Here is a 21,289-nt window from a genome sequence, read left to right on the forward strand (position 1 = left end):
GTTTTTGATTTAGGAATAGTACATTTTAAAAGGTGTAGGAAATGGTTGCCATGAAATTTCTCGGTGCTCCGGGGAACAGACGCAGATAGTCGTAGCCGCCAACCCAATATGTTTTGTTAGCCAAATTGTTCAGGTTCACCTGGAACTGGAACTTGTCGATCTTGTAATAAATGGCCGCATTCAGCAACTCGTAACCCGGCAATGTCTGGGTGTTGTTGATGGACACATTCCGCTCAGTCACGAAATTTCCGCCTAAACCGATCCCGAACCCGCTTAGTGCCTCATTAACAAATGTGTATTTGGTCCAGATGCTTCCCTGATTCTTAGGCGCATTCGGTTTTTGCCTGTTTACCAGGATCTGATCTGCGGCACGCGAGCCGGCATCGGTGATTTTTGCATCGTTATAACTGTAAGCGACGATCAGGTTCCAGTTTGGCAGAATGTTTCCGGTAACGTCAAACTCAACGCCTTTTGCAATTTCTCCGCCGATCTGCTGCATTAAGTTTGGATTTTCAGCCGCGTTGGCTGAATATAATGTGTTGTTTTGCTCGATCTGGTAAACCGACGCATTGGCTGTAAGGCGTCCGTCAAGCCATTCGGTTTTGAAACCAGCTTCATAAAGGCTGCTACGGATTGGGTCGAACGGGCCGCCGGATAGCGGATCGCTTTGCACGGTGGCATCTTGGGGGTTATAGCCTTTCGTGTAAGTTCCGTACACATTAATGTTGTTGGTCAGCGTATATACAGCTCCGATACGGGGTAGTAAGGCGTGTTGCGTTATATCGGTTTCATTGCTGGTTGTGTAACCTTTTTTATCAATATAAGAGTCGTAACGCAGGCCAAGCAGGATTTGCAGGCGATTGATCTTCAATTGTTCTTGCAAATAAAGGCCATGCAGTTTGTAGAAAACAGGCGTTGTGGAAGCGTTGGCAACAACATTATAAATGTATTTGGAAGGATCTTCCATGTTGTTGTTCTGCACTGCCAGGTCATAGTGCGAAATGTTTGGTTTCGGAATGCTGCGGGTTACACCGTTTTCTGTGTAATCGTAGAAAACGTATTTCTCAGGTGTTTTGGCGTTATAGGCCCCTGCGCCGCCCGATTTCAGCAAATAGCCGCTCGCCGTTTGCTGCCCTGAACCTTTTGGTGTAACGGATTGAATGTAATCATAACCCACAACCAGCTTATGCTCAGCGATTCCGGTGTTGAAATTATGGTTTAGGAACAGCGAAACATTGTCCATAAATGACTTCGTTTTCCTAACAAAAACTTGTCTGGCCACGAGGTTATCAATTACTTTCCCAGCCGAATCCACGCCATTGGTGTTGCTGCTTCTGTGTTCCAAAAGATCCTCGGAATAACCCGTGCGCAAGTAAGCGACGTTAAAAGAGGTGTTTTGGGTAAATTGATGGTTCAATGAAGTAGTTATAAGATAAGTTTCCTCATTCAAATAATCATTGACCGCATTCAGCGAAGTTTTGATTGAGCTTGAATAAAGATCATTGCCTTTTACAGACTGCCCACGATCGAGGCGGCTGTTCGAGCGGTTGTATACGAGGTCAAAGTTGATGCGGGTTTTGTCGGTCGGCAGGAATGATACGGACGGGGCAACGATAATGTTTTTGTCAAATTGCAAATTCCGGAAGCCCTGCGCATTAACATAACCCAGGTTCAGACGGTAAAGCAATGTTTTGCTCTCGTTCATCGGGCCTGTAAAGTCGGCTAATGTGCGTAATGTGTTGAAACTTCCGGTTGTAAACGTCAGCGATTTTTGTGGCGTGGTCAATGGTTTTTTGGTCACGCGATTGATCGTTCCCCCTGGTGAAGTATTTCCGTATAATGCTGAGGCAGCGCCTTTGATCACTTCTACTCTTTCCAGATAATTCACCGGAGGCTGTTTCCAGAATCCTGAAAATGTTCTTAATCCGTTTACCAGTTGCGTTGTAGAGCCTCCATTCATACGGAAACCACGAATGGTAAGGTCATCGTAAAATGTAAACTGATTCACGCCGCTCATGTTTTTGACAGCATCGCCCATCAGGAATGTGCCCTGATCACGCATCACTTCCTTGGTAATGTAGCTGATCGCCTGCGGCACTTCTTTGATTGGTGTGGCAGTTTTGCTGGCGATGAAGGAGAGATCGTTTTTGTAAGTCGTTTCCTTGCGACCCGTGATTTCCACGGTTTGCAATTCCTGCGCGTCTTCGGTTGCGGTCAATTCCAATGTCGCCGTTTCGCCGGATTTAACAGAAACATTTTTGTCAATGCGCTTGAAACCAACGCCTGTGCCGATCAGCTGGTAATTGCCTTCGTTAAGCCCTGAAAATTCAAAGGAACCGTCAGCAGCTGTGACGGTTCCTTTGCCTGTTCCTTTTAAAATAATGTTGACGGATTCCGCGCCTTCACCGGAACCGGTCTTAATTTGTCCTTTTATATTGCCTGTCTGGGCACTTGCTGCCGCACAGATCAGCGAGAAAAATAGTAGAAATTTGAACTGCATTTTGTTGTGGAGTAAAGCTTACTTTCGATTTGTGCAGCAAAAGTAGGCTTATTTAGACCAATCCAAAATAATAATGCACCAGATTTTCGACCAATATACGCCGAAGCGCAAATTCATTTTAAATGTTCAATTTTTTCTTTTGATTTTACTCGATCGGCCAGTTGCAATCAGCTTATGCTGATCACGATAAGTTTGATTTGATAAATGCCAACCCATCGCGCATCAGCTGTTCTTCCGATTCAAACATCTTTCTCCAAATATTGGCCACAGGAAGTTTCTGGCTAAATGCTTCTATGCTGATCCAACCGTCATATTTAAGATCCTTAATCGCTTTGAAAATACCATCCCAGTCTACATTCCCTTTGCCCGGGGTAGAGCGGTCATTTTCAGAAAGTTGGATAAAGGAAATGCGGTCTCCGGCTTTGCGCATGGTGTCGCCAATGTTCTTTTCTTCAATGTTGGCATGAAACGTATCGAACATGATCTTGCAGTTCGGGTGGTTAACCTCGTCCACAAAACGAATCAGTTCATCGCCGCAACTTGTCAGATACAATTCAAAGCGGTTTAAATATTCCAAACCCAATGTAATGTCCAGTGATTCGGCATAATCGGCCACTTCACGGATGCCTTCGATGGCCCATTGCCATTCTTCCGGTGTAGCAGGCTGACCGGTGAAAACGCCCAATGCGGAGTGGTAAGGGCCCATCAACTTGGTAGCGCCCAGCACTAGCGAGCAATCGAGAGCCTTTTTAAGATGGTCAATCGTATGACGGCGCATGGCCGGGTCCTGGCTGATCAAATGTTCATTCGGACCGCAGATCGTATCCGTTTCGCATTCCAGTCCAAGTTCGTCCAGTTTTTTACGGAAGTTAAACCAATGTGCAGGATCGGTGTTGAAAATCGGGACTTCTACGCCATCAAAGCCAATTTCTTTGATCAGTTCGAGGGTAGGGAAAAGGCTGTCGTCAATTTGTGGGCCCCAAAGGAGCAAATTCATACTGTACTTCATCAAAAAAGGTTTTTTGGTCAGGAAATGCCCTGCTAAGATGCACACAATTTTACAATAAAAAACCGCTTCTGATTTTACCTGATTTGACAAATATTAGCCACATATTGACCTTTCCTCCTCACTAAGCCAAATAATAAGGCAAAATATGATAAGCCAAGGGAAAAATAAAAGGCAGCCTGATCATCAGATCAAACTGCCTTCCCAATATATTTTTTAATCAATATTACTGCACCCTGCTGAAAATCATCTGATTGTTATTTTCATAATATAAAATCAACCGGTTCATTTTCAGGTCGTAAAGATTAACATTAGGCAGAGCATTCACGAAAAGATTACCCCACTGCGTTTCCGCACGTTCTGTTCCGCCGCCTCCCATCTGGATAGTGTTTTGCTGTGCGGTTTCATAAAAACCTGTTAGAATATTGGTAGAGGAAGTGCCTTCCAACTCACCTTTCTCTTTAAAGTTAAGGCTGACGGGCATTTGACCCTTCGCTAATGCAGGCTTTTGGATGGTGTCCGCATTTTGTACTAGACTTTGGAGCTCCCATTTACCGGTAAGTTCCATATTGCTGCTGATTGTGGTTGTTTTTCCACAGCTCGATAAGGCGAAAACGCCAAAAACGAGGGTTAGGAGAGGGATAATTTTCTTCATGACTGCTTAAATGCTAGTAATTGAATGTATAGGAACGCCAACGGCTATAAATGGTTGGACTGGATTTTACGAGCATTCTTATATCCAAAAAGTATGCCATCCTCACCCTGATGTTCGGAATCTCATATTTTGCATTCCTTTTATTACAACGAGAATAGTGTAGGATTCTTTTGCCGTTGCCTCATTGATTTTCCCGGACGACCGGTAAGTAGAAATCTATACTAGTCGTATTTTGATACCAATATGCTAATTTTGCAAAACATGAAGGTAAAATAAGGCAGGTTTATGAAGGCGCCAATCCACAAAAATATTGAAAGCCAGGTCAGGACGGTGACAATCCAGGAGCTGAAAGCACCTCATTTTGATCCTAACTGGCATTTTCATCCGCATTACCAGTTATTCACTGTGCTGGAAGGAACGGGTAAGCGATTGATCGGCGATTCTGTGCAAACGTTCGGTCCTGGTGATACGGTTTTCCTCGGGCCCGACGTGCCACACCTGTGGCGGAGTGATGCCGCTTATTTCGACACCGGTTCGTCGCTGCTGACGCATGGCGTTGTTTTGTACTTTCAGGAGGATTTTTTAGGGAAAGATTTTTTGGATAAGCCTGAGATGCTAGCCTTGAAGCAACTGCTGCTGGATTCCAAACGCGGCATTGAATACAAGGGTGAATTGCGCAGCCACATTCGTTCGGAACTAATGTCGATCATGCATTCCGAGGGATTTCAAACCATCATTCAGCTGCTCACTTTGCTGGATAAGCTAGCGCACGAAGCCGGCGGTTCGCCGATTTCCAGTTATGGTTATGTGAATACTTACAAAGTCTCGGAGACGGAACGCATGCATAAGGTGCACAATTACGTGCTGCAGCACTTTTCACAGGAAATCAGATTGGGCGATGTGGCGTCTCTGGCGGGGATGACAGAAGCGGCTTTTTGCAGATATTTCAAGGCCAGATCAAACAAAACTTTCATCGATTTCGTGAATGAGATCCGAATCGGGCATGCCTGCAAATTACTATTGGAAGACAAATGGACGATTGCCCAAATTGCTTACGACAGCGGATTTGATTCTTTGTCTAATTTCAACAGGAACTTCAAAAGATACATCGGCCACACGCCCAGAGAATATAAAGGAAACTACTAACATTTAAAAACAATTGCCCCGGGCTTAAGCCCGGGGCAATTGTTAATTTTTAAAATGATTATCCTTTTACATAGTTTGTGCCATATGGGCCTCGCTGGGGTCTTGATAATGTTGCATTGGCTTCTTTATCGCCTATATATTCTTCTTTTTTAGGATCCCATTTCAATTTACGGCCCAATTTCATCGCTGTGTGTGCGATCAAACAGGCTGAGCAGGAGCGTTGTGCGATTTCTGCGTGACTAACTGTCTGCTTGCCGTTTTGAATGCTTTCCAGCCAGTTCTGATGTTGCTCAGGGCTTTCGTAAAGATGGATTTCATTGGCCTGGATTACGGAACCCAGGATTTTTGGGTCGCTCGCATAAAATGCTTTGTTTTCCTTCGCAGAGGCGGCCGCGCCGGGATCTGAGGCCGTAACGCCCACATTACCACGCGAAACTGAGATCCAGCCGTCGGTTCCTTCGAACTTGATCCCATTCGGATTGGTGCCGCCGATTTCCATTTCGACGCCATTGGCATATTTTGCATTGACCAAAAAGTCTCCATGCACATTCCAAAGACCGGAATTAGCAGCCGGGAAAGTGGCTTTTCCATCAATTTCGATCGGGCCGGTGAGTTCAGTGTCCATGCCCCAATGCGCAATATCGATGTGGTGTGAGCCCCACCCTGTGATCATTCCCGCGCCGAATTGTTCCAGACGCAGCCATCCCGGACGATCATTAATGTTGGTTTGTGAATGCACCCGGTCCAGCGTGTAATAGATTTCGGGCGTTGAGCCGAGCCACATATCATAGTTCAGATTTGCCGGAACCGGCATTTTTTCCGTGTTACCACCGGCAGGATCGCCCGGTAAGCCCACATAAACCTTTTTCAGCTTGCCAATGCGGCCATTACGCACCAGTTCGCAGGTCCTTTTGAACTGCGGCCACGGGTTCATAGACCTTTGCTGACTTCCCAATTGGAAAACCACCTTCTTTTTCTTGATCATATCCGCCATCATCCGGCCTTCCTTGATCGTCAGCGAAGTGGGTTTTTGCATATAAATGTGCTTACCCGCAACAGCAGCCTCCATCGCAGGTTGTGCATGCCAGTGATCTGGCGTGCTGATGATCACCGCATCGATTTCTTTATTGGCCAAAAGCTCTTTATAGTCGTCATATGCTTTCACATCGACGTAATTCGCTTTGCCTGTTTTATCTGCATATTTCTTTTCAATCCATTGTTTGCCTTGCGCGAGGCGGTTTTTATCCACGTCCGCAACGGCCATCACATGCGCCACTTCATTTTTTAAAACTTCGGGCAAATCATGCGTTGTGGCAATGCGGCCAATGCCGATCTGACCAATGTTGATCCGGTTACTGGGCGCGAATTTGCCAAAAACACTTGCGGGAACGATCGTTGGAAACATGGAAGCCGCAATAATCCCGGCTGTTCCGGTGGCAGCGCTTTTCAGGAACGACCTTCTGTCCTGGCTGTTTTCTTCTGTTGAATTTTTCATTTTGGATTCAGGATTAATATTTTGATGTTACTTTTTACGCACTTCGTCAGTCGGGCTTGTTGCGTAGGCCTTACTGTAATTTCTGGCTTTTTGCGGTCCAATAGCCCATTCAATGGCTCCCAGAATGTGTTTTGTTAAATCTTCCTGCTCATAATCCTCTTTCTGATGCCCGAGCGAAGTGTAAAACGCACGTCCGCCGTCATACTCATGCCACCAGACCGAAGGGAAAACGGTCCCGAAAGTGTCCAGCGCCTTTCCAGCGGGTTTTTGAATAGTCGTATGGTCGTTCACCGCAAGAACATTCAGGTTTACGCCGAGTTCTTTTATAAAATAAAATTCATCCGTTTTGCGCTCCCATTTGGCTGGCAGATGCGCGAGTGAAGGGTTTTTGGAATCCAGAACATTCACTGTGAAGCTTTGTCCGGGTTCATGCCAGAAAAACGTCCCGCCCAGCATATCCTTAAACCATCTCCATTTCCGCTCAGTCCCGGAAGCCGAATGCAAGCCCACGAAGTTCCCGCCAGCTTGAATATAGCGCATCAATGCAACGCGCTGTGCGTCAGTATCAAAGACATCATTATTTGTATTTGAAAAAATAAGTGCATCATACTGTTTCAAATTCTCCTCTGTAAACTTCGAAGGATCATCGCTCACATCCACGCCAAACCCATGCTGCTTACCCAATGCCTGGATCGCCACCACCGAAGCCGCAATATTATCATGCACATAACCCTTCCCGTTTTTGGTATAAACCAGGACTTTAACCTTGTTCCATTTGATTTTTTGGGCGTGGGTTTCTGCCAGTGAAAAAACGGCAAGAAGCAGGAACAGGAAAATCGTTTTAACTGAAATCGTATTTTTCATTGATCTTGGATTTAGGAAATGTTTATCGTTATAGTGTATAAATGTTGTTTCAAAATCAAAACCCAATCGAGTTTCCGCCATCGACTGGGAGGGAGACGCCGGTGATGAATTTGGCGGCGGGGGAGGCCAGGAAGACGGTTGCCCAGCCGATATCGTCCGGTTTTCCCCAGGTGCCCATGGGTGTGCGGTCCATGGCTTTGTCGCGGCGTGACGGATCACCGTTCATGGCGGTGAGCATCATGGGCGTTTCTATAAAACCCGGAGCGACTGCATTTATCCTTACATTATAAGGAGAAAATTCGGTAGCCAGCGCCTTCACCATTCCGCCGACGGCAGATTTGGAAGCCGTATAAGCCACGACGCGGTCAATCCCGTATAAGGCTGCCATGGATGTGATCATAATGATGGAACCTTGCTTGCGTTCGATCATGCGTTTGCCGCATTCCCGCGTCACCGCGAAAACGGCGTGTAAATTCGTCTGGATTACGCGGTCAAAATCTTCGTCTGTAACTTCAACGGCATGTTTTTTCATGTTAATGCCTGCATTATTGACCAGAATGTCAATCGGTCCGTGCGCTTCTTCGATCGATGCGATCAAATCCGGAATGGTGCTGAGCTGCGTAATGTCATTCACAAAATAGCTTGCATTTGCGCCCAGCGACGTAACCGCTTCCTGCAAAACCGCCTCGCGACGGCCGGTAACAACTACTTTTGCACCCGACTGGATCATGGCCTGCGCAATGTAAAAGCCAATTCCGCTTCCGCCGCCGGTCACCAGCGCCAGTTTTCCTTCAAGCGAAAAGACATTCAGAGCGGCTGCATTATTATTTTCAATTTCAGGCATTGCTGTAAAATCGTAAGTTTGAGTAAGAGGATAATGTTGTTATTAGATAATAAGTGAACGCTTAATGCCTATTTCAAGCCCGCGGAGTTCTGCTAATGCCTTCAATCGCCCGATTGCTGAGTAACCCGGATATGTTTTTTTATGCAGGTCATCGAGCATCTGGAAACCGTGATCGGGACGCATAGGCAATGCATGGTCCTGATAGCCAGCTTCCATTCGTTTTTGTTCCTCGGCTAGTAATGCCTTTACAACGGCATACATATCCACATCGCCATGAAGGTGCGGGGCTTCGTGGAAATTTCTTGTTCCATCTTCGCGCTTTGTTGTCCTTAAATGCACGAAATGAATGCGGTCGCCGAATCGTTCGATGATGTTAACCAGATCATTGTCAGCTCTTACGCCCAGGGAGCCCGTACAGAAAGTAATTCCATTTGCCCGCACATTGCTGGCTTGCATCAATTCTTCAAAATCTGCTTCTGTGCTGACAACTCTTGGTAAACCCAGCAAGGACCTCGGCGGATCATCCGGATGAATGCAGAGATTAGTGCCCAATTCCTGCGCGACAGGCGCAACTTCTTTTACAAAATAATACAGGTTTTCACGCAGCTGCCTGTCGTCAATGCGGGCATAAGCATTCAATAAGCTCTGAAAATTGATTAGATTAAATGCTTCCTCCGAGCCTGGTAAGCCCAGTAATACGGTGTTTGTCAGATAGGAAATCTCATCGGGAGACATCCGGTCAAATTTTTCTGACGCGGATTGCTGAATTTCAGGTTCATAGTCAGCAGCTGCGTTAGGACGCCGAAGAATATAAAGGTCAAATATTGCAAAATCCTCCCAAACGAAGCGAAGCGTTTTATGGCCTTCCGGCATGGTGTAATCCAGCTGGGTGCGAGACCAATCCAGCACGGGCATGAAGTTGTAGCAAACGGTTTTAATCCCGCAAGCTGCCAGGTTTTTTAAGGATTGCTTATAGTTTTCAATGTAAAGCTCGCGGGTAGGGAGGCCTTTCTTGATATGCTCGTGAACAGGAAGACTTTCAACTACTAACCATTGCAGCTTAGTAAACTGTTGATTACCAGCTTCAATTAATGCCTTTCTTTCTTCGATTGCCTCAGTGGACCACACATCGCCAACCGGGATCTGATGCAGCGCGCTGACAACTCCGGCGCATCCGGCCTGGCGTATGTCCATCAATGAGACGGGATCATTAGGCCCGAACCAGCGCATGGTATGAATCATAGGATAATTTGCATATTAAGTTATAAATATGCAGACGCAATTGCTTGCGCTTCCCCCTACATCTTCACTTCAATGACAAAAATTTGCTGAGAAGCTGCCTTGCCGTCTTTTTGTATCAAACGATTAAATGCTAATAGCTTACCATCAGGAGACCACACCAAATTGGAAGGTGCGGGATTAGTAGGCTGTGTAAGTTTTGTTATTCTTTCTTCAAAAGGCGCATCGTGAATTTTGCAAAGCGTGATGCTTCCCTCGTGTATGTAGCTCAAAGATTTTCCATCCGGACGCCATCTTACATTCCCTGAAACATTTGAATCGTGCGATGTCAGCTGGCGCGGATTGCCTCCAAACGGAGAACTCAGGAATATTTGCTCAATGCCTTTTTCATCTTTTGAAAGATAGGCCAGTGAACCTCCATCGGGTGACGACCGCACTATGCCGGTGCATCCCGGATATTTGGTTTCTGCTGTGAATGTCAGTCTTCTCTGGCTTGCACCTTTTGGCGGCATTGGGAAACCTTCTTTTGTTCCTTCCAAAGGCCCTGGCTCGCCCGGTTGCGTAATGTCTTCGGGGATGTCAACGATAAACACTTCGTTGACGTCTTTGCCATTTTTATTTTTTACAACACCAATAAAGGCTCTTGCCAGTTGCCTTCCGCCGTTTTTAAGCAAATAGCCATTTGTCCCCACCCAGCTGTCACCCGCTGCATGACTAATTTCATCGCTTCCAGGTTCGGGATCAGGAACAACACGTACAACCAATGCGCTGAACCATTCGCCTGAAACATTCTCTTCGTTTTTGTCCACAGGAACGGGCCGTATTTTCGTAGAAACACCAATGGTGCGCAGGTTATGTTTTTGACCTGTTGAATCTTCTAAAGCTTTGAGAATGGCGTCATTATAAGTAAAACCGATCCATTTTCCGTCGCCGCTCCATTCGTGCCGGTGCGTGCCGCCGCGTAATGCGCCGGGCGTATAGGGAAAAGTTACATCCCTGGCATCCATATAAACAGGAACATTGGGATTCGCATCTGCAATGATCACGCCCGTCCTCCGCCATTGCTGATAGGGATTTTCTTTGGTGCTATTGGCCAATCCATGAATAAAAACCACTGAATGCTCCACCGGGCTATAACTTACCGCACCGGCGCCCGGCCCCCATATTGCATTGTTTTTTATTTCAAAAAGAACCTTTTTCTCGCCTGTTTCAATGTTTACTTTCTCAATCTTTGCTGATTCTGCAATGCCGCCACTGTCTGTCCGCGTGTCGTAAACCAGCCATTTTCCGTCGGGAGAAAAATTGTCGTTGTTGTCCAGGTCATGATGATAATCGTAATCGTGGGTGACCTGTTTTTCTTGCGGATAGGATTCTGTTTGGCAAGACAGCATGGGTAATAGCATGATTGTGATTGAAAAATAACGTTGAAATTGCATGAAGCTACTTTTGTGGTCCGCTGATTATGCCGAGATAACGTCCCATCCAGTAAGGAAGCAGCCAGATATCACCCGCACTATACTCCGCATCGCCGTTTCGTCCGTCTCTGTCGAGGCTGAACATATTGGCATTATGACGCTGAACCGGCCTTTCATCCGGTGGAAGCACTTCCTTGGTTGTCTGTTTGCGGAAGTTTGGGGCGATCAGTTCAATGTCCTTTCGGTGACTGTTTTTAATGTTCCAATCGATCAGGTCGAGCGGGTGTTCCTGCAAATACCAGACAGCTTCTTTCAAATCAAAATCTTTTACACCGGTTAATGCTGTAAAAATGTTCCAGGCGCCTTCTTTTTCAGGTCGTTCGGCTTCCCAGTGGTCCAGGATCTGCTGCTTGTATCTGGCTTTGAGCGTATCATTGAATGCATAGCGATAAAGGCCCCAGTAACCCACAAAATACATTTCATCATCGGAATGGTTCCAGCCGTCTGACATGTGCTTGCTATGCTCGTCGGCGTCTTCCGGCGCTTTGCCAATCACTTTCATCGGACGCATCATGTTTTCGAAATAGCCATGCTTGTTCATCAACTCAAATGCCTTCTTCTTATATTTTTCTTTTTTGGTAAAATGATACGCAGTTTGCAGCATCGCAACAATGTTGGATGAATTCAGCTTGCGGTCGCCCACATTGATGGGGAAGGCGTTTACATATTCGGGGTTCCATTTGCCCCACATGGTTGGTTTTCCGTCGAAATCGATCAGGTAAAGGTCATTTTTAACAATGTGGGACATCAGTGTGTCGATCAGCGCGATTGCCCGTTTTTTCATAGACGGATCGTCAACGAGCTCGGCCATGGCGCCAAACGCGAAAACATGCCCGATCACCTCATCGCTGCTCGTGGTCGATTTCCAATCCCATTCTTTTTCAGCTGAATGCTGCCAACGCTCACTGTCACTCAGTTCCTTAATGTGCCCTGATCTTTCAAATGATCTCGCCGGAAAGCCGGGAATGCCTGTTACCGAGTACAATCTTTCCATCGCGTCCAACGATTCGCGGCAATTTTGCAATGCTTCGGGATCTTTTGTCACGGCATATCGGAAAATCTCCCCGCCCAGATACATGGAAGTCCAAAGCCCGTCATTATCAGAATCTTCCATGAAGCCGGTTGCAATATTTCCATGGTCCAGGTCAACCAATGATGCATTAAAACCATTTCTGATATGCCGCTGTCTCACTTGTTTTTCAAACACCAAAGCTTTTTCTTCAAGCGACATGGACTTAAAATTGATTTGACCTAACCCTTTGTTTGTCAATAACAGAACAGAACCTTTTGGTCCTTCCGCAATGTCAATGACCTTGTTGCCCGGCAGCCAGCGCTCACCATTATAATAATCGAATTTATCATCGGCCCGAAGTACAAACGCCCCCTCATCAGACCCAAACCAAATGCGGTTATTGACCTCTTTAACGGCCGTTATTTTATTGACAGGAAGCTTGTTACGAAGCGCTCTGGTTTGTTTTTTTGAAATAGTATCAAAAACTAGATATCCGTCGCCGGTCCCGATTACAATGTTCTTTTCTTTATTCGTCAGGTCAAAAGCTGTGAAGTTGTTTCCTGAAAATACTTTGCTCAAAACATTATTGCCAACTGAGAGATTATAGAGCGATTTGCTTCCTAAAATCCAGAACTGATTTCCTGCACTTTGAAAAACAATGTCTAACACCTCATCATCCTGCACATTACCGCTCCAGATGATTTTTGAATCCTGGACCAATTGTAACGACTTACCGTCAGATATCAGAAATTCGAAGTTTTTGCCGCCAGAAAAAATGCGGGCTTTGGGTAATGTATGTTTCGAAAGGAGCGTTCCCGCCCAGGCATTGCTGAGTACCAAAGATTCCGTGAGATAAACATTTTGGTTTTGATATGAACCGATCGCTACAATCTTCTTATCCTTCATAAAACGGTAAGAATTATCGGCCCGAATGCTTCCGGGATATAAAAACTGTCCATTTTCAGGATGCAGCAAGCCGTCTTTTCCGAGGATCTGCACATTCTCATTCCGGTCTGCAATGACCTGCTGAAAACTCATGCTCTCATTGGCGTAGAATTTAATGCTGTAATCCTGTCTGAATGGCTTATCCTGATGGACGGTCTGCGCGAAATTCTTGCCGACAGACAGTGTGGCCAGAATGATAATAACCAGGCTAAAATGGAGGTGGGTTGTTTTAAGCATTAATAATAATAGGTTTAGAATTGTCTTTTTGTTGATGTTGGCATCCCATTTGGGCTTTCTATTACAAAAGCTTCGGGTCTACAACTACATATTTGATTGATTTTTTATCTTTTTCGGGATGGTAGGAATAGGTCATGTGCAATAAGCCGTCGGCAGTCTGGATGAGCGAAGGGTAGGAGTAACTCCCTTTTTTTGAGCTGTCGTTTTGGATCAATGTTCTTTTCCACGTTTTTCCCTCGTCAGCCGATAGGCGCAGGCTTAACTGATAGCGGCCACCTTCGATATCATTGCCCAAGAAAACCCATTTACCATCTTTCAAAACCAGCACTTCTACGCTGGCAGTGTTTGGGATATCTGTTTTCTTTGTGGCAGCCCATGTTTCACCTTTGTCTGACGACTCGCTGTAATGTACTCGGTTGGGTGCGTCACCACTGTCGCGCATAAAGGCGAAGATGTTTCCATTTTTTTTCATGCCCAGCGCTGGCTGAATGGGCCCCCGTCCAACTATGGGAAGTCCCGCCCTCCATGTTGCACCATGATCGTCTGAAATGGCCGTTATTGACAGATTATAGCCATCTGAATAAAGCGGAAGGACGATTCTTCCGTTCTCCATAATCAATGGTTTGATCCTGGTCATCCAGCCAATGCTGCGTTTCACAGGATCTTTCGAAGCTTCTTTGATCATTTCGTCATAACGAGGTGCGTACCCGGCCCATCCGGAGTGATTTGCAGGCAGATCTTTAAATTTTTTCTCAATTTCCGAAGCAAATTGATCGCCAGGTTTAAGCAAAATATTATCCTGCCAAGTCCAGTTTGGTGCACCGTCCCCATTGTAATCCGTTGTCGTCTTAGTCCTTAAAATGGATTGTTCCCAAAGATTCGCCTGCACGGCAATCCAAACCAGAAACAGCTTTCCCTGCGCATTGACAAATAAAACCGGGTTGCAATCCGGAATGTGTGGCGTATCGGCCATCAGGAACGGTTCGCTCCAATTTTTTGCACCCTTTTTCAATCTTGCACCCATAATCCGCACATCATCCGCCGTGCGCTCGCCGCTTCCCTGGAACCAGGCCACCAGGAAATCCCCGTTCGGTAAACTCACAATGCTGCTGCCATGAACGTGCTGTTCTTGTTGTGGAAAAATCAGTATTTCCTGTTTAACTGTAATGTCTTGCGCCAACGCGTCAAGTATAGACAGTAGCAGGAATAAAAGTGGTAAGAATATTTTCATGCTAATTAGTTGATCACGTTCCTGTAACGGCCCATTCAGTAATGCAGTTGCTCAGGCTGCTCCTTTTTACAGGAGACGGCCGGTATGAAGGAGAGCAGCAAAACGCAGTTTTTAAATGTTCTTTCAGCGTGGCAGCTCATGCGTCCGCGTGTTTAACGTTTTCCTGAAAGAGGAGGGTGATGAGTTTTTTGTATTGGGAAAAATCAGGGATGAGCAAATGTGCACCGGCTTTAACGAGGCGCGGACGTTTGGCCGGATTGTGACCGAAACGCTGGACTTCATTGCTTGTAATGCCCACGGCAATGCCACCGGCGCGCCTGCCTTCACGGATTTCATCAGGGCCGTCGCCAAAAACAGCCAGTTCATTTCCGTTCAGGTTGTTGTCCCTGATGATTTTTTCAATGATCATTTTTTTAGAAAACTTCGTGTAATCTTTCAATGCGCCGTAAATTCCGCCGTCGAAAAGATGCGCGTAACCCAGCATTTCAGCTTCATGTTTTACGTCTTCGGAGTCCGTTCCGCTGGCCAGATACATCATTACACCTCTTTCTTTTAACTCGTGCAGGAAGGCAACGGCACCTTTCATGGTGTAATCTTCCTGGCCGAGTTCTCCGGAAGCCAATTTCTTCATCCGCCTGTTGACCATTTCCATTAGGCCATCATTATATAAGGCTTTGTACTGGAATTTGTCCAAAATCTCATGCGCAGGCACATAACCGAACTCGCGCACGAGATTGACCAGACCTTCCATTTGGTAAATGGTCTGAATGCCGGTTGTTTTGTGAATGAATTCTTTTACCTGCCCTAAAACCTTATGAAAAGCATTCGCGTCAACCGTATCGTAATGGTCGCCCAGAATGGCCTTCATCATGACCGGCTCCATAATTTCCTCCCAGCCCTGCCGCAGCGAACTGATCGTGCCATCGTGATCGAAAACGGCGTAGCGGATTTTACCAAGCTTTTCCAGGACACCTGGTTCGCATAGTTCAAACTCCGTATCCTGTAAAAAAACAGCGCTGCGTCCGTTTTCAGCCAGATCGGCCTGATAAATGAAGTCAGGATCCTGGCTTACTGTGAGAATTTCCTGCGCATTGGCGGTGCCGGTTGTGTACAATTTCTGGACCGTTACGGCTGCTGCGAAGTTGCCAAACCCGGCTGCCTCAACCGGAGAAAAACCTGCTGCAAGGCAAAGCGTAATGGCGCTAATAGCCGTATCGCCCGCGCCAACCGTGTCCAGCTTATTTTTTAGCTGCAATCCGTGAACTTCCAGGGCGCCCGTTTCATCAAATGCGATTATTCCGCGTTCGCCGCAAGTCACAAATACCGGCTTTTTGTATTTTTCGTAAACTGCGCGGCCATATTTTTTGACGTCCGTCAACGGAACATTATCACCCGGATTTACAAGTTCACCATTCAATGACGCTATTTCCCGGTCGTTGCATTTGAGAAATGTATTTTCAAAACGATCATTAAAATGCCTGGAATCGAGCATGATGATCTTATCGCTGTATTTTTCAAAAAGCGCATTAGCCTGATCTATAAAGTGCTCATTATTAATGCTTCCAGTAACCTGCTGGTTGAAAATCAATGCGTCCGATTCCTGTAAAGCCTGTTCGATTGCTGCGAGCAGTTTCTGATCCGTATCAGTGCTGCGTTCATTATATACGCCAAAATCGATCCGCGGTTCTTCTTTTCCGTCAACCAGCCTTTTGAGGTAACTATATGTATTGAAATGCTCTTTTTGAATGAAAAGCGCCGTTGTATCTGCTCCCAGATTTTCCAGTTGCGACCGCAATTCCCTTCCCTGCATATCATCGCCGATGGTCCCGATCACCCGGATTCCGGCGGGATTCAATGCAGATAAATTGGCCACAACATTGGCCGCGCCACCCGGCGTATAGTAATGCCTGGCAACTGCCTGGGCTTCTAAGCCCGTTTCAATGGATATTTCCGATCCGCGTTCATCCATGATCCAGTAGGAATCAAGGCAGAAATCGCCATAGACAGCGATTTTGACTGAGGATATTTTTTCAATGATATGTTGAATGTGGCTTTGATCCATAGATAACGGTTCGGCTTTTGAGATATAATACTGCTTATCACAAATGACAGGCTATCTGCGCTCCCGCCATTTTGTTCAAATGTTATAAAATTGTTAACTGCTGCTTCGGGCGGTGATTTCAGAAATTCGCTTTGGATAGTAAATTTTCCTTAGAAATAGTTGATAATGAGTATATATAATGGATCATGGAGCTTTGTTTACCTAAATATTAATAAAAACAGATTGCGCAAAATGAAGATATTTTTACGCATTTTGCGATTCGCAATTCAAAATCTAAGCGTAGATTTATCAAAAGAATTACCAATAAGCCGCTCAATATAAACGCCCTGTATATCATTCGATAAACCTCTACAACCGTGGCCTACCCTGACGAGAATATCCTGAAAAAAGTAACGCAAGGCGACGAACAGGCTTTTGCTGAACTTTACAATTATTATAAAGCTCCTGCTTTGCGGTTTACCACGTCTTTGTTGAAAGATGAAGAAGAGGCGGAAAACATGGTTCAGGATGTTTTTATTAAAATCTGGGTGAAAAGAGAGCATATTAAGCCCGAGTATAATTTCAATTCCTACCTGTTCACCTGCCTGCGGAATATGGCGTTCGACCATTTCAAGAAAGTTGAAAAGAGCGAGCTGCTTCGGAAAAATTACATGGAAGCCATCAGAATGGCCGATGAAGATGAAAAGGAGGAAGGCGAAAGAAGGATCAGCCTGGTGGTAGCAGCTGTGGATTCGCTGTCTGTAAAAAGAAAGCAGATTTTAAAGCTGAACATTGAAGAAGGAAAATCCTATCAGGAGATTGCGGAATTTTTGAGGATCTCTAAAAATACAGTGAAAAACCAATTGGTTAAGGCGAAGCAGATCCTGAGGGAAAAGGTGGACTTTGCAACAGCGTTTTGAAGTTTTCTAATCCGTCATCATAAAAAAGCAGAAGCAATTACGCTTCTGCTTTTTCTATTTTAAATCGCCTAGTTTGGCGAGATCCAGATCTTTTAATGCCCCTTTGAGTTGATCCATCGTGACTTGGTTGCCTTGCACATTCACGACGAAGCGGTCGGCTACGAGCACATTGAGCTCGCCGGATTTACTTTCATTGTCGTATTTTTCAAAAGCTTTGTGACCGTCAATCGTTGCCGTTTTTTCGTAGCCGGTGGTTGTTTCCTTATCAATTTCAGCCATCGACCAGCCTGCCAGCGCCATGGTTGAAACACCGGCAATGCCTCCTGTATCTACAATTTCAATGTCCAGACTTTCGTCCCCATCACCTTTGTATTTGGCCTGGGCCGTAGAAACGGTGAAACCCATCGCACCTGATTTTTCACCCGTAGCTTCCGTGCGCGACATGCCAGCAATTTTTTCTGGCATTAATTCTTTCAGTTTCCGGAAATCGATCGGGTCAACGGCTTCGCGGCTTCCCATTTCTTTTGCCTTGTCGGCAAATGCCTGCAATGCATCAACAGCGGATTTATCAGCCTCCTGCTCAGTGCCTTCCTGCTCGGTCCCTTCCTTCTCTTCCTGCTTCCCTCCACAGCTGCTTAAAAGCATTGCAGACGCAAGCACCAACGACAGCATAAATGATGTTTTCATCTCGACGGGTTTATAGATTCAATATTAAGTTATCCGGCCAGTTGATGCGTGGATTTTCTGGACTGGTAAATAAAATATAAACCAAGTAACACGGCTGGTATACTCAGGATCTGACCCATATTCAATACATAATTGGCTTCGAATGCTTCCTGGTTTTCTTTCAGGAACTCATACATGAAACGCAAAGTGAAGACCCAGACGAAGAAAATACCAACCATTAAACCACGGGGCGTGGCCGCCTTATATTTGTTCCAAATCCGCAACAGGATGAAGAAGAGTATAAAACACGAAATAGACTCATAAAGCTGGGCCGCATGACGGGGAATCTGGCGGAATTCTGTGTTTTGAACAAAAACAAAGCTCCATGGCAGATCCGTAGGCTTACCTACAATTTCAGAGTTCATTAAATTACCAAAACGGATAAATGCACCAGCCAATGCAATCACGATGACCATTCTGTCGGCAACCCAAAGGAACGTTTGTCCTGTTCCTCTTCGGGAACGTGAATAAAGCAAAAGTCCGGTAATGATCCCGATAATGGCTCCATGACTTGCCAGACCAGCATAGGGCGGCAGGATTACTTCAAGGGGATTTTTAAACAGGACTTCGGGCTCATAAAATAAAAAGTGCCCGAGACGCGCTCCTATCACCGTGGACAGCACCATATATAATGTGAGTGAGTCGATGTCTTCCAGTGGTTTTCCTTCTTTTTTGAAAACATGGATCATTACTTGTTGTCCAACCAGGAAACCGGCGGCGAAGAGGAGGCCATACCAGCGGACAGGGAACGGTCCAAAATCACCAATTTGCGGAATAGTGAAAATTTCAGGACTGACATTCCATATTATATACGAAATCATGCTTTTATGATGTTAATTGCCAAATATACTACTTTGACACAAGAAGCGAAATGAAATTTTTACTCATCGGGCTGGTTCGGATTTACCAGGGCGTGCTGTCTCCTTACCTGCCAAATTCTTGTCGTTATACGCCTACCTGTTCACAGTATATGATCGAGGCAATCAGTAAGCATGGGGTTATAAAAGGCACCTGGCTCGGCCTGAAACGGTTTTCAAGATGTCATCCGTGGGGCGGTCATGGGCATGATCCGGTCCCTTAACCGATCGCGACTTTCCGAAGAATGGAATCAATGATCGCCATTGTTCTTACGCCGTCTGCTTCTGCTTCGTAGTTGAGTAAAATCCGGTGGTTCATAATGTCCGGCGCGAGTTCCTTAATGTCTTCCGGCAGCACATAATCGCGCCCTTCGAGATACGCAAGCGCTTTTGCGGCCCGGTTCAGGTAAATGGTTGCACGCGGAGAAACGCCAAACTGAATGTATCGAGCCTCATCACGGAGCCCGTAATCCAGCGGGCGGCGTGTCGCGAAGACCAGCTCGATAATGTACTTTTCAAGCGTTTCCGAAATATTAACTTTATTGACATTGTTGCGGATCGCGAAAATATCTTCTTTGTTCAGGATCGGTTTGATCTGGTAATCATAGTTAATGTCCGACATGCGGCGCATGACTTCCAGTTCTTTGTCTTTTTCAAGATAATCGACGTAGACTTTCATCATAAAGCGGTCGATCTGCGCTTCGGGAAGCGGATATGTTCCTTCCTGCTCCACCGGGTTCTGCGTTGCCAGCACCACAAATGGCCTGTCGAGCAAGTAAGTTTCATCCCCAATCGTCACCTGTTTTTCCTGCATCGCTTCCAGCAAAGCCGACTGCACCTTGGCCGGGGAGCGGTTCACCTCATCGGCAAGGATGATATTTGAGAAAATAGGTCCCTTTTTAACTTCATAATCACCGATTTTCGGCTTATAGATCATTGTTCCGATCAAATCGGCAGGCAGCAGGTCGGGTGTAAACTGGATTCTTTTAAATTCAAGGTGCAGCACTTTTGCCATGACATTGATCGTCAGTGTTTTGGCTAAGCCAGGAACACCTTCGAGCAGGATATGGCCTCCTGTAAAAAGGCCTATGAGCAGTCTGTTGAGCAGTTTATCCTGCCCCACAACCACCTTGCCCATCTCATTCAGCACATCCTTTATTTTCTCTATATACATTGAAGATTGGTCTTATGTTTTGGCGGTTTTCTTGGACCTGGGGAAAGTCGGATGTTACTTCCAGATTGCCCTTACGAAGCGATCCTTTCCATGAATATCCCTTAGGATCTCGACGTTCTTATAATTTCTTTCCTCAAAAACCTGCTTCGTTCCGGTTCCGAAATGCTCGTTGATTTCTACGTAGCACTTTCCTTCGGGTTTTAAATGGTGTATGCCAAAATCTGCGATGGCTTTGTAGAATAGCAACGGGTCGCTGTCTTCTACGAATAATGCTTCGTGCGGTTCAAAACGTAGGACATTCGGACGCATATGCTCTTGTTCTGAGTAAGTTACATAGGGCGGGTTACTCACGAGGCAGTCAAACTGGATAATGTTACCGGGGAGCGGGAAAGTTACATTCAGCATGTCCTGTTTGGCAAATGTTACGTCCGCGATAAGCTGACGCGCATTTTCACGGGCAACTTCGAGCGCTTCGTCCGAAACATCCCAGGCGTGCACGGAAACATGAGGCAGGAAGCGTGCGAGCACAATGGCGATACAGCCGCTGCCCGTTCCAATGTCCAGAATGGAAATGTTTTTGTCCGGTTCGGCATAATCGCGGGTGACCATTCTTACCAGCTCTTCCGTTTCTGGTCGCGGGATCAGAACAGACGATGAAACGCGGAATTCCAGGCCGCAGAATTCGGTCGAGCCGATGATATGCTGAACGGGTTCGTTGTCATTCAACCGCCTGATAATCGTGTCCCAATCCGGCTGTGCCGTGTTTTCGGGAACCGGTCTGTCCACAAGTACATCGATATTGCGAAGCCGCATATAATGTTCAAGCAACATAAAAGCGATTGCCTGCGCCTCTTTTTCGGGATAAACTGTAATGCCTTTTAATATATATTGATATAACTGACGTGCCGAAGTCATTTTCTGG

The 21,289-nt window shown here is 45.9% G+C and carries 18 protein-coding genes; 3 read left to right on the forward strand and 15 right to left on the reverse strand.

Annotated features, from left to right (window positions below; translation table 11 throughout):
• Nucleotides 1–25 precede the first annotated feature (25 nt).
• From L0659_RS17805 to L0659_RS17815, 3 genes are all read right to left on the reverse strand, one after another.
• Complete coding sequence (locus L0659_RS17805; RefSeq protein WP_235127973.1) at nucleotides 26–2,500, reverse strand: TonB-dependent receptor; 2,475 nt, start codon at nucleotides 2,498–2,500, stop codon at nucleotides 26–28.
• A 181-nt stretch (nucleotides 2,501–2,681) separates the two neighbouring features.
• Complete coding sequence (locus L0659_RS17810; RefSeq protein ID WP_235127974.1) at nucleotides 2,682–3,509, reverse strand: sugar phosphate isomerase/epimerase; 828 nt, start codon at nucleotides 3,507–3,509, stop codon at nucleotides 2,682–2,684.
• A 223-nt stretch (nucleotides 3,510–3,732) separates the two neighbouring features.
• Nucleotides 3,733–4,161 (reverse strand): META domain-containing protein, encoded by a 429-nt coding sequence (locus L0659_RS17815; RefSeq protein ID WP_235127975.1) that lies wholly within the window; start codon nucleotides 4,159–4,161, stop codon nucleotides 3,733–3,735.
• 285 nt (nucleotides 4,162–4,446) lie between these two features.
• Between L0659_RS17815 and L0659_RS17820 the strand changes: the two genes are divergently transcribed.
• Nucleotides 4,447–5,307, forward strand: a complete 861-nt coding sequence (locus L0659_RS17820) for an AraC family transcriptional regulator (RefSeq protein WP_235127976.1) — start codon at nucleotides 4,447–4,449, stop codon at nucleotides 5,305–5,307.
• A gap of 58 nt (nucleotides 5,308–5,365) precedes the next feature.
• Here L0659_RS17820 and L0659_RS17825 read toward each other — a convergent pair whose 3' ends face one another.
• The 8 genes from L0659_RS17825 to L0659_RS17860 form a co-directional block, all read right to left on the reverse strand.
• Nucleotides 5,366–6,802: a Gfo/Idh/MocA family protein gene (locus tag L0659_RS17825; RefSeq protein ID WP_235127977.1), complete on the reverse strand. Its 1,437-nt coding sequence runs from the start codon at nucleotides 6,800–6,802 to the stop codon at nucleotides 5,366–5,368.
• 27 nt (nucleotides 6,803–6,829) lie between these two features.
• Entirely contained in the window at nucleotides 6,830–7,666 is an 837-nt protein-coding gene (locus tag L0659_RS17830; protein ID WP_235127978.1) for a ThuA domain-containing protein, read from the reverse strand.
• Between the two features lie 55 nt (nucleotides 7,667–7,721).
• A complete protein-coding gene (locus L0659_RS17835) occupies nucleotides 7,722–8,510 on the reverse strand; it encodes an SDR family NAD(P)-dependent oxidoreductase (RefSeq protein ID WP_235127979.1) in 789 nt (262 codons plus the stop codon).
• Between the two features lie 42 nt (nucleotides 8,511–8,552).
• Complete coding sequence (gene uxuA, locus L0659_RS17840; protein ID WP_235127980.1) at nucleotides 8,553–9,752, reverse strand: mannonate dehydratase; 1,200 nt, start codon at nucleotides 9,750–9,752, stop codon at nucleotides 8,553–8,555.
• Between the two features lie 56 nt (nucleotides 9,753–9,808).
• Entirely contained in the window at nucleotides 9,809–11,140 is a 1,332-nt protein-coding gene (locus L0659_RS17845; RefSeq protein WP_235127981.1) for a DUF3748 domain-containing protein, read from the reverse strand.
• A gap of 49 nt (nucleotides 11,141–11,189) precedes the next feature.
• Nucleotides 11,190–13,418, reverse strand: coding sequence for a hypothetical protein (locus L0659_RS17850; RefSeq protein WP_235127982.1), 2,229 nt, complete (start codon nucleotides 13,416–13,418; stop codon nucleotides 11,190–11,192).
• A gap of 61 nt (nucleotides 13,419–13,479) precedes the next feature.
• Nucleotides 13,480–14,649: an exo-alpha-sialidase gene (locus L0659_RS17855; RefSeq protein WP_235127983.1), complete on the reverse strand. Its 1,170-nt coding sequence runs from the start codon at nucleotides 14,647–14,649 to the stop codon at nucleotides 13,480–13,482.
• Nucleotides 14,650–14,785: 136 nt separating this feature from the next.
• Nucleotides 14,786–16,711 carry a PfkB family carbohydrate kinase gene (locus L0659_RS17860; RefSeq protein ID WP_235127984.1) on the reverse strand — a complete coding sequence of 642 codons (1,926 nt, stop codon included), beginning with the start codon at nucleotides 16,709–16,711 and terminating at the stop codon, nucleotides 14,786–14,788.
• A gap of 356 nt (nucleotides 16,712–17,067) precedes the next feature.
• Here L0659_RS17860 and L0659_RS17865 point away from each other — a divergent pair, with 356 nt between their 5' ends.
• Nucleotides 17,068–17,610, forward strand: a complete 543-nt coding sequence (locus L0659_RS17865; protein ID WP_235127985.1) for an RNA polymerase sigma factor — start codon at nucleotides 17,068–17,070, stop codon at nucleotides 17,608–17,610.
• 54 nt (nucleotides 17,611–17,664) lie between these two features.
• Here the strand turns inward: L0659_RS17865 and L0659_RS17870 are convergent, their stop codons facing one another.
• Together L0659_RS17870 and lgt are read right to left on the reverse strand one after the other, a co-directional pair.
• The gene (locus L0659_RS17870) at nucleotides 17,665–18,297 is read right to left on the reverse strand and encodes a hypothetical protein (protein WP_235127986.1); all 633 of its coding nucleotides are present in this window, start codon (nucleotides 18,295–18,297) and stop codon (nucleotides 17,665–17,667) included.
• Between the two features lie 29 nt (nucleotides 18,298–18,326).
• Complete coding sequence (gene lgt, locus L0659_RS17875; RefSeq protein ID WP_235127987.1) at nucleotides 18,327–19,157, reverse strand: prolipoprotein diacylglyceryl transferase; 831 nt, start codon at nucleotides 19,155–19,157, stop codon at nucleotides 18,327–18,329.
• A 50-nt stretch (nucleotides 19,158–19,207) separates the two neighbouring features.
• Here lgt and yidD point away from each other — a divergent pair, with 50 nt between their 5' ends.
• Nucleotides 19,208–19,417 carry a membrane protein insertion efficiency factor YidD gene (gene yidD, locus L0659_RS17880; protein WP_235127988.1) on the forward strand — a complete coding sequence of 70 codons (210 nt, stop codon included), beginning with the start codon at nucleotides 19,208–19,210 and terminating at the stop codon, nucleotides 19,415–19,417.
• On the opposite strand, the gene L0659_RS17885 is transcribed toward yidD, so the two are convergent.
• Both L0659_RS17885 and prmC read right to left on the reverse strand, forming a co-directional pair.
• Nucleotides 19,414–20,367, reverse strand: coding sequence for a MoxR family ATPase (locus L0659_RS17885; protein ID WP_235127989.1), 954 nt, complete (start codon nucleotides 20,365–20,367; stop codon nucleotides 19,414–19,416). The genes yidD and L0659_RS17885 overlap by 4 nt on opposite strands.
• Nucleotides 20,368–20,421: 54 nt before the next feature.
• Nucleotides 20,422–21,282 carry a peptide chain release factor N(5)-glutamine methyltransferase gene (gene prmC, locus L0659_RS17890; protein WP_235128053.1) on the reverse strand — a complete coding sequence of 287 codons (861 nt, stop codon included), beginning with the start codon at nucleotides 21,280–21,282 and terminating at the stop codon, nucleotides 20,422–20,424.
• Nucleotides 21,283–21,289: the final 7 nt, after the last annotated feature.

It is taken from the genome of Dyadobacter sp. CY347 (assembly GCF_021502655.1).
Lineage (GTDB): Bacteria > Bacteroidota > Bacteroidia > Cytophagales > Spirosomataceae > Dyadobacter.

What these genes read in the sequence shown, in the direction of transcription:
- L0659_RS17805 (WP_235127973.1), bottom strand. Translation starts at nt 2,500, where the DNA reads ATGCAGTTCAAATTTCTACTATTTTTCTCGCTGATCTGTGCGGCAGCA.
- L0659_RS17810 (WP_235127974.1), bottom strand. Translation starts at nt 3,509, where the DNA reads ATGAAGTACAGTATGAATTTGCTCCTTTGGGGCCCACAAATTGACGAC.
- L0659_RS17815 (WP_235127975.1), bottom strand. Translation starts at nt 4,161, where the DNA reads ATGAAGAAAATTATCCCTCTCCTAACCCTCGTTTTTGGCGTTTTCGCC.
- L0659_RS17820 (WP_235127976.1), top strand. Translation starts at nt 4,447, where the DNA reads ATGAAGGCGCCAATCCACAAAAATATTGAAAGCCAGGTCAGGACGGTG.
- L0659_RS17825 (WP_235127977.1), bottom strand. Translation starts at nt 6,802, where the DNA reads ATGAAAAATTCAACAGAAGAAAACAGCCAGGACAGAAGGTCGTTCCTG.
- L0659_RS17830 (WP_235127978.1), bottom strand. Translation starts at nt 7,666, where the DNA reads ATGAAAAATACGATTTCAGTTAAAACGATTTTCCTGTTCCTGCTTCTT.
- L0659_RS17835 (WP_235127979.1), bottom strand. Translation starts at nt 8,510, where the DNA reads ATGCCTGAAATTGAAAATAATAATGCAGCCGCTCTGAATGTCTTTTCG.
- uxuA (WP_235127980.1), bottom strand. Translation starts at nt 9,752, where the DNA reads ATGATTCATACCATGCGCTGGTTCGGGCCTAATGATCCCGTCTCATTG.
- L0659_RS17845 (WP_235127981.1), bottom strand. Translation starts at nt 11,140, where the DNA reads ATGCTGTCTTGCCAAACAGAATCCTATCCGCAAGAAAAACAGGTCACC.
- L0659_RS17850 (WP_235127982.1), bottom strand. Translation starts at nt 13,418, where the DNA reads ATGCTTAAAACAACCCACCTCCATTTTAGCCTGGTTATTATCATTCTG.
- L0659_RS17855 (WP_235127983.1), bottom strand. Translation starts at nt 14,649, where the DNA reads ATGAAAATATTCTTACCACTTTTATTCCTGCTACTGTCTATACTTGAC.
- L0659_RS17860 (WP_235127984.1), bottom strand. Translation starts at nt 16,711, where the DNA reads ATGGATCAAAGCCACATTCAACATATCATTGAAAAAATATCCTCAGTC.
- L0659_RS17870 (WP_235127986.1), bottom strand. Translation starts at nt 18,297, where the DNA reads ATGAAAACATCATTTATGCTGTCGTTGGTGCTTGCGTCTGCAATGCTT.
- lgt (WP_235127987.1), bottom strand. Translation starts at nt 19,157, where the DNA reads ATGATTTCGTATATAATATGGAATGTCAGTCCTGAAATTTTCACTATT.
- yidD (WP_235127988.1), top strand. Translation starts at nt 19,208, where the DNA reads ATGAAATTTTTACTCATCGGGCTGGTTCGGATTTACCAGGGCGTGCTG.
- L0659_RS17885 (WP_235127989.1), bottom strand. Translation starts at nt 20,367, where the DNA reads ATGTATATAGAGAAAATAAAGGATGTGCTGAATGAGATGGGCAAGGTG.
- prmC (WP_235128053.1), bottom strand. Translation starts at nt 21,282, where the DNA reads ATGACTTCGGCACGTCAGTTATATCAATATATATTAAAAGGCATTACA.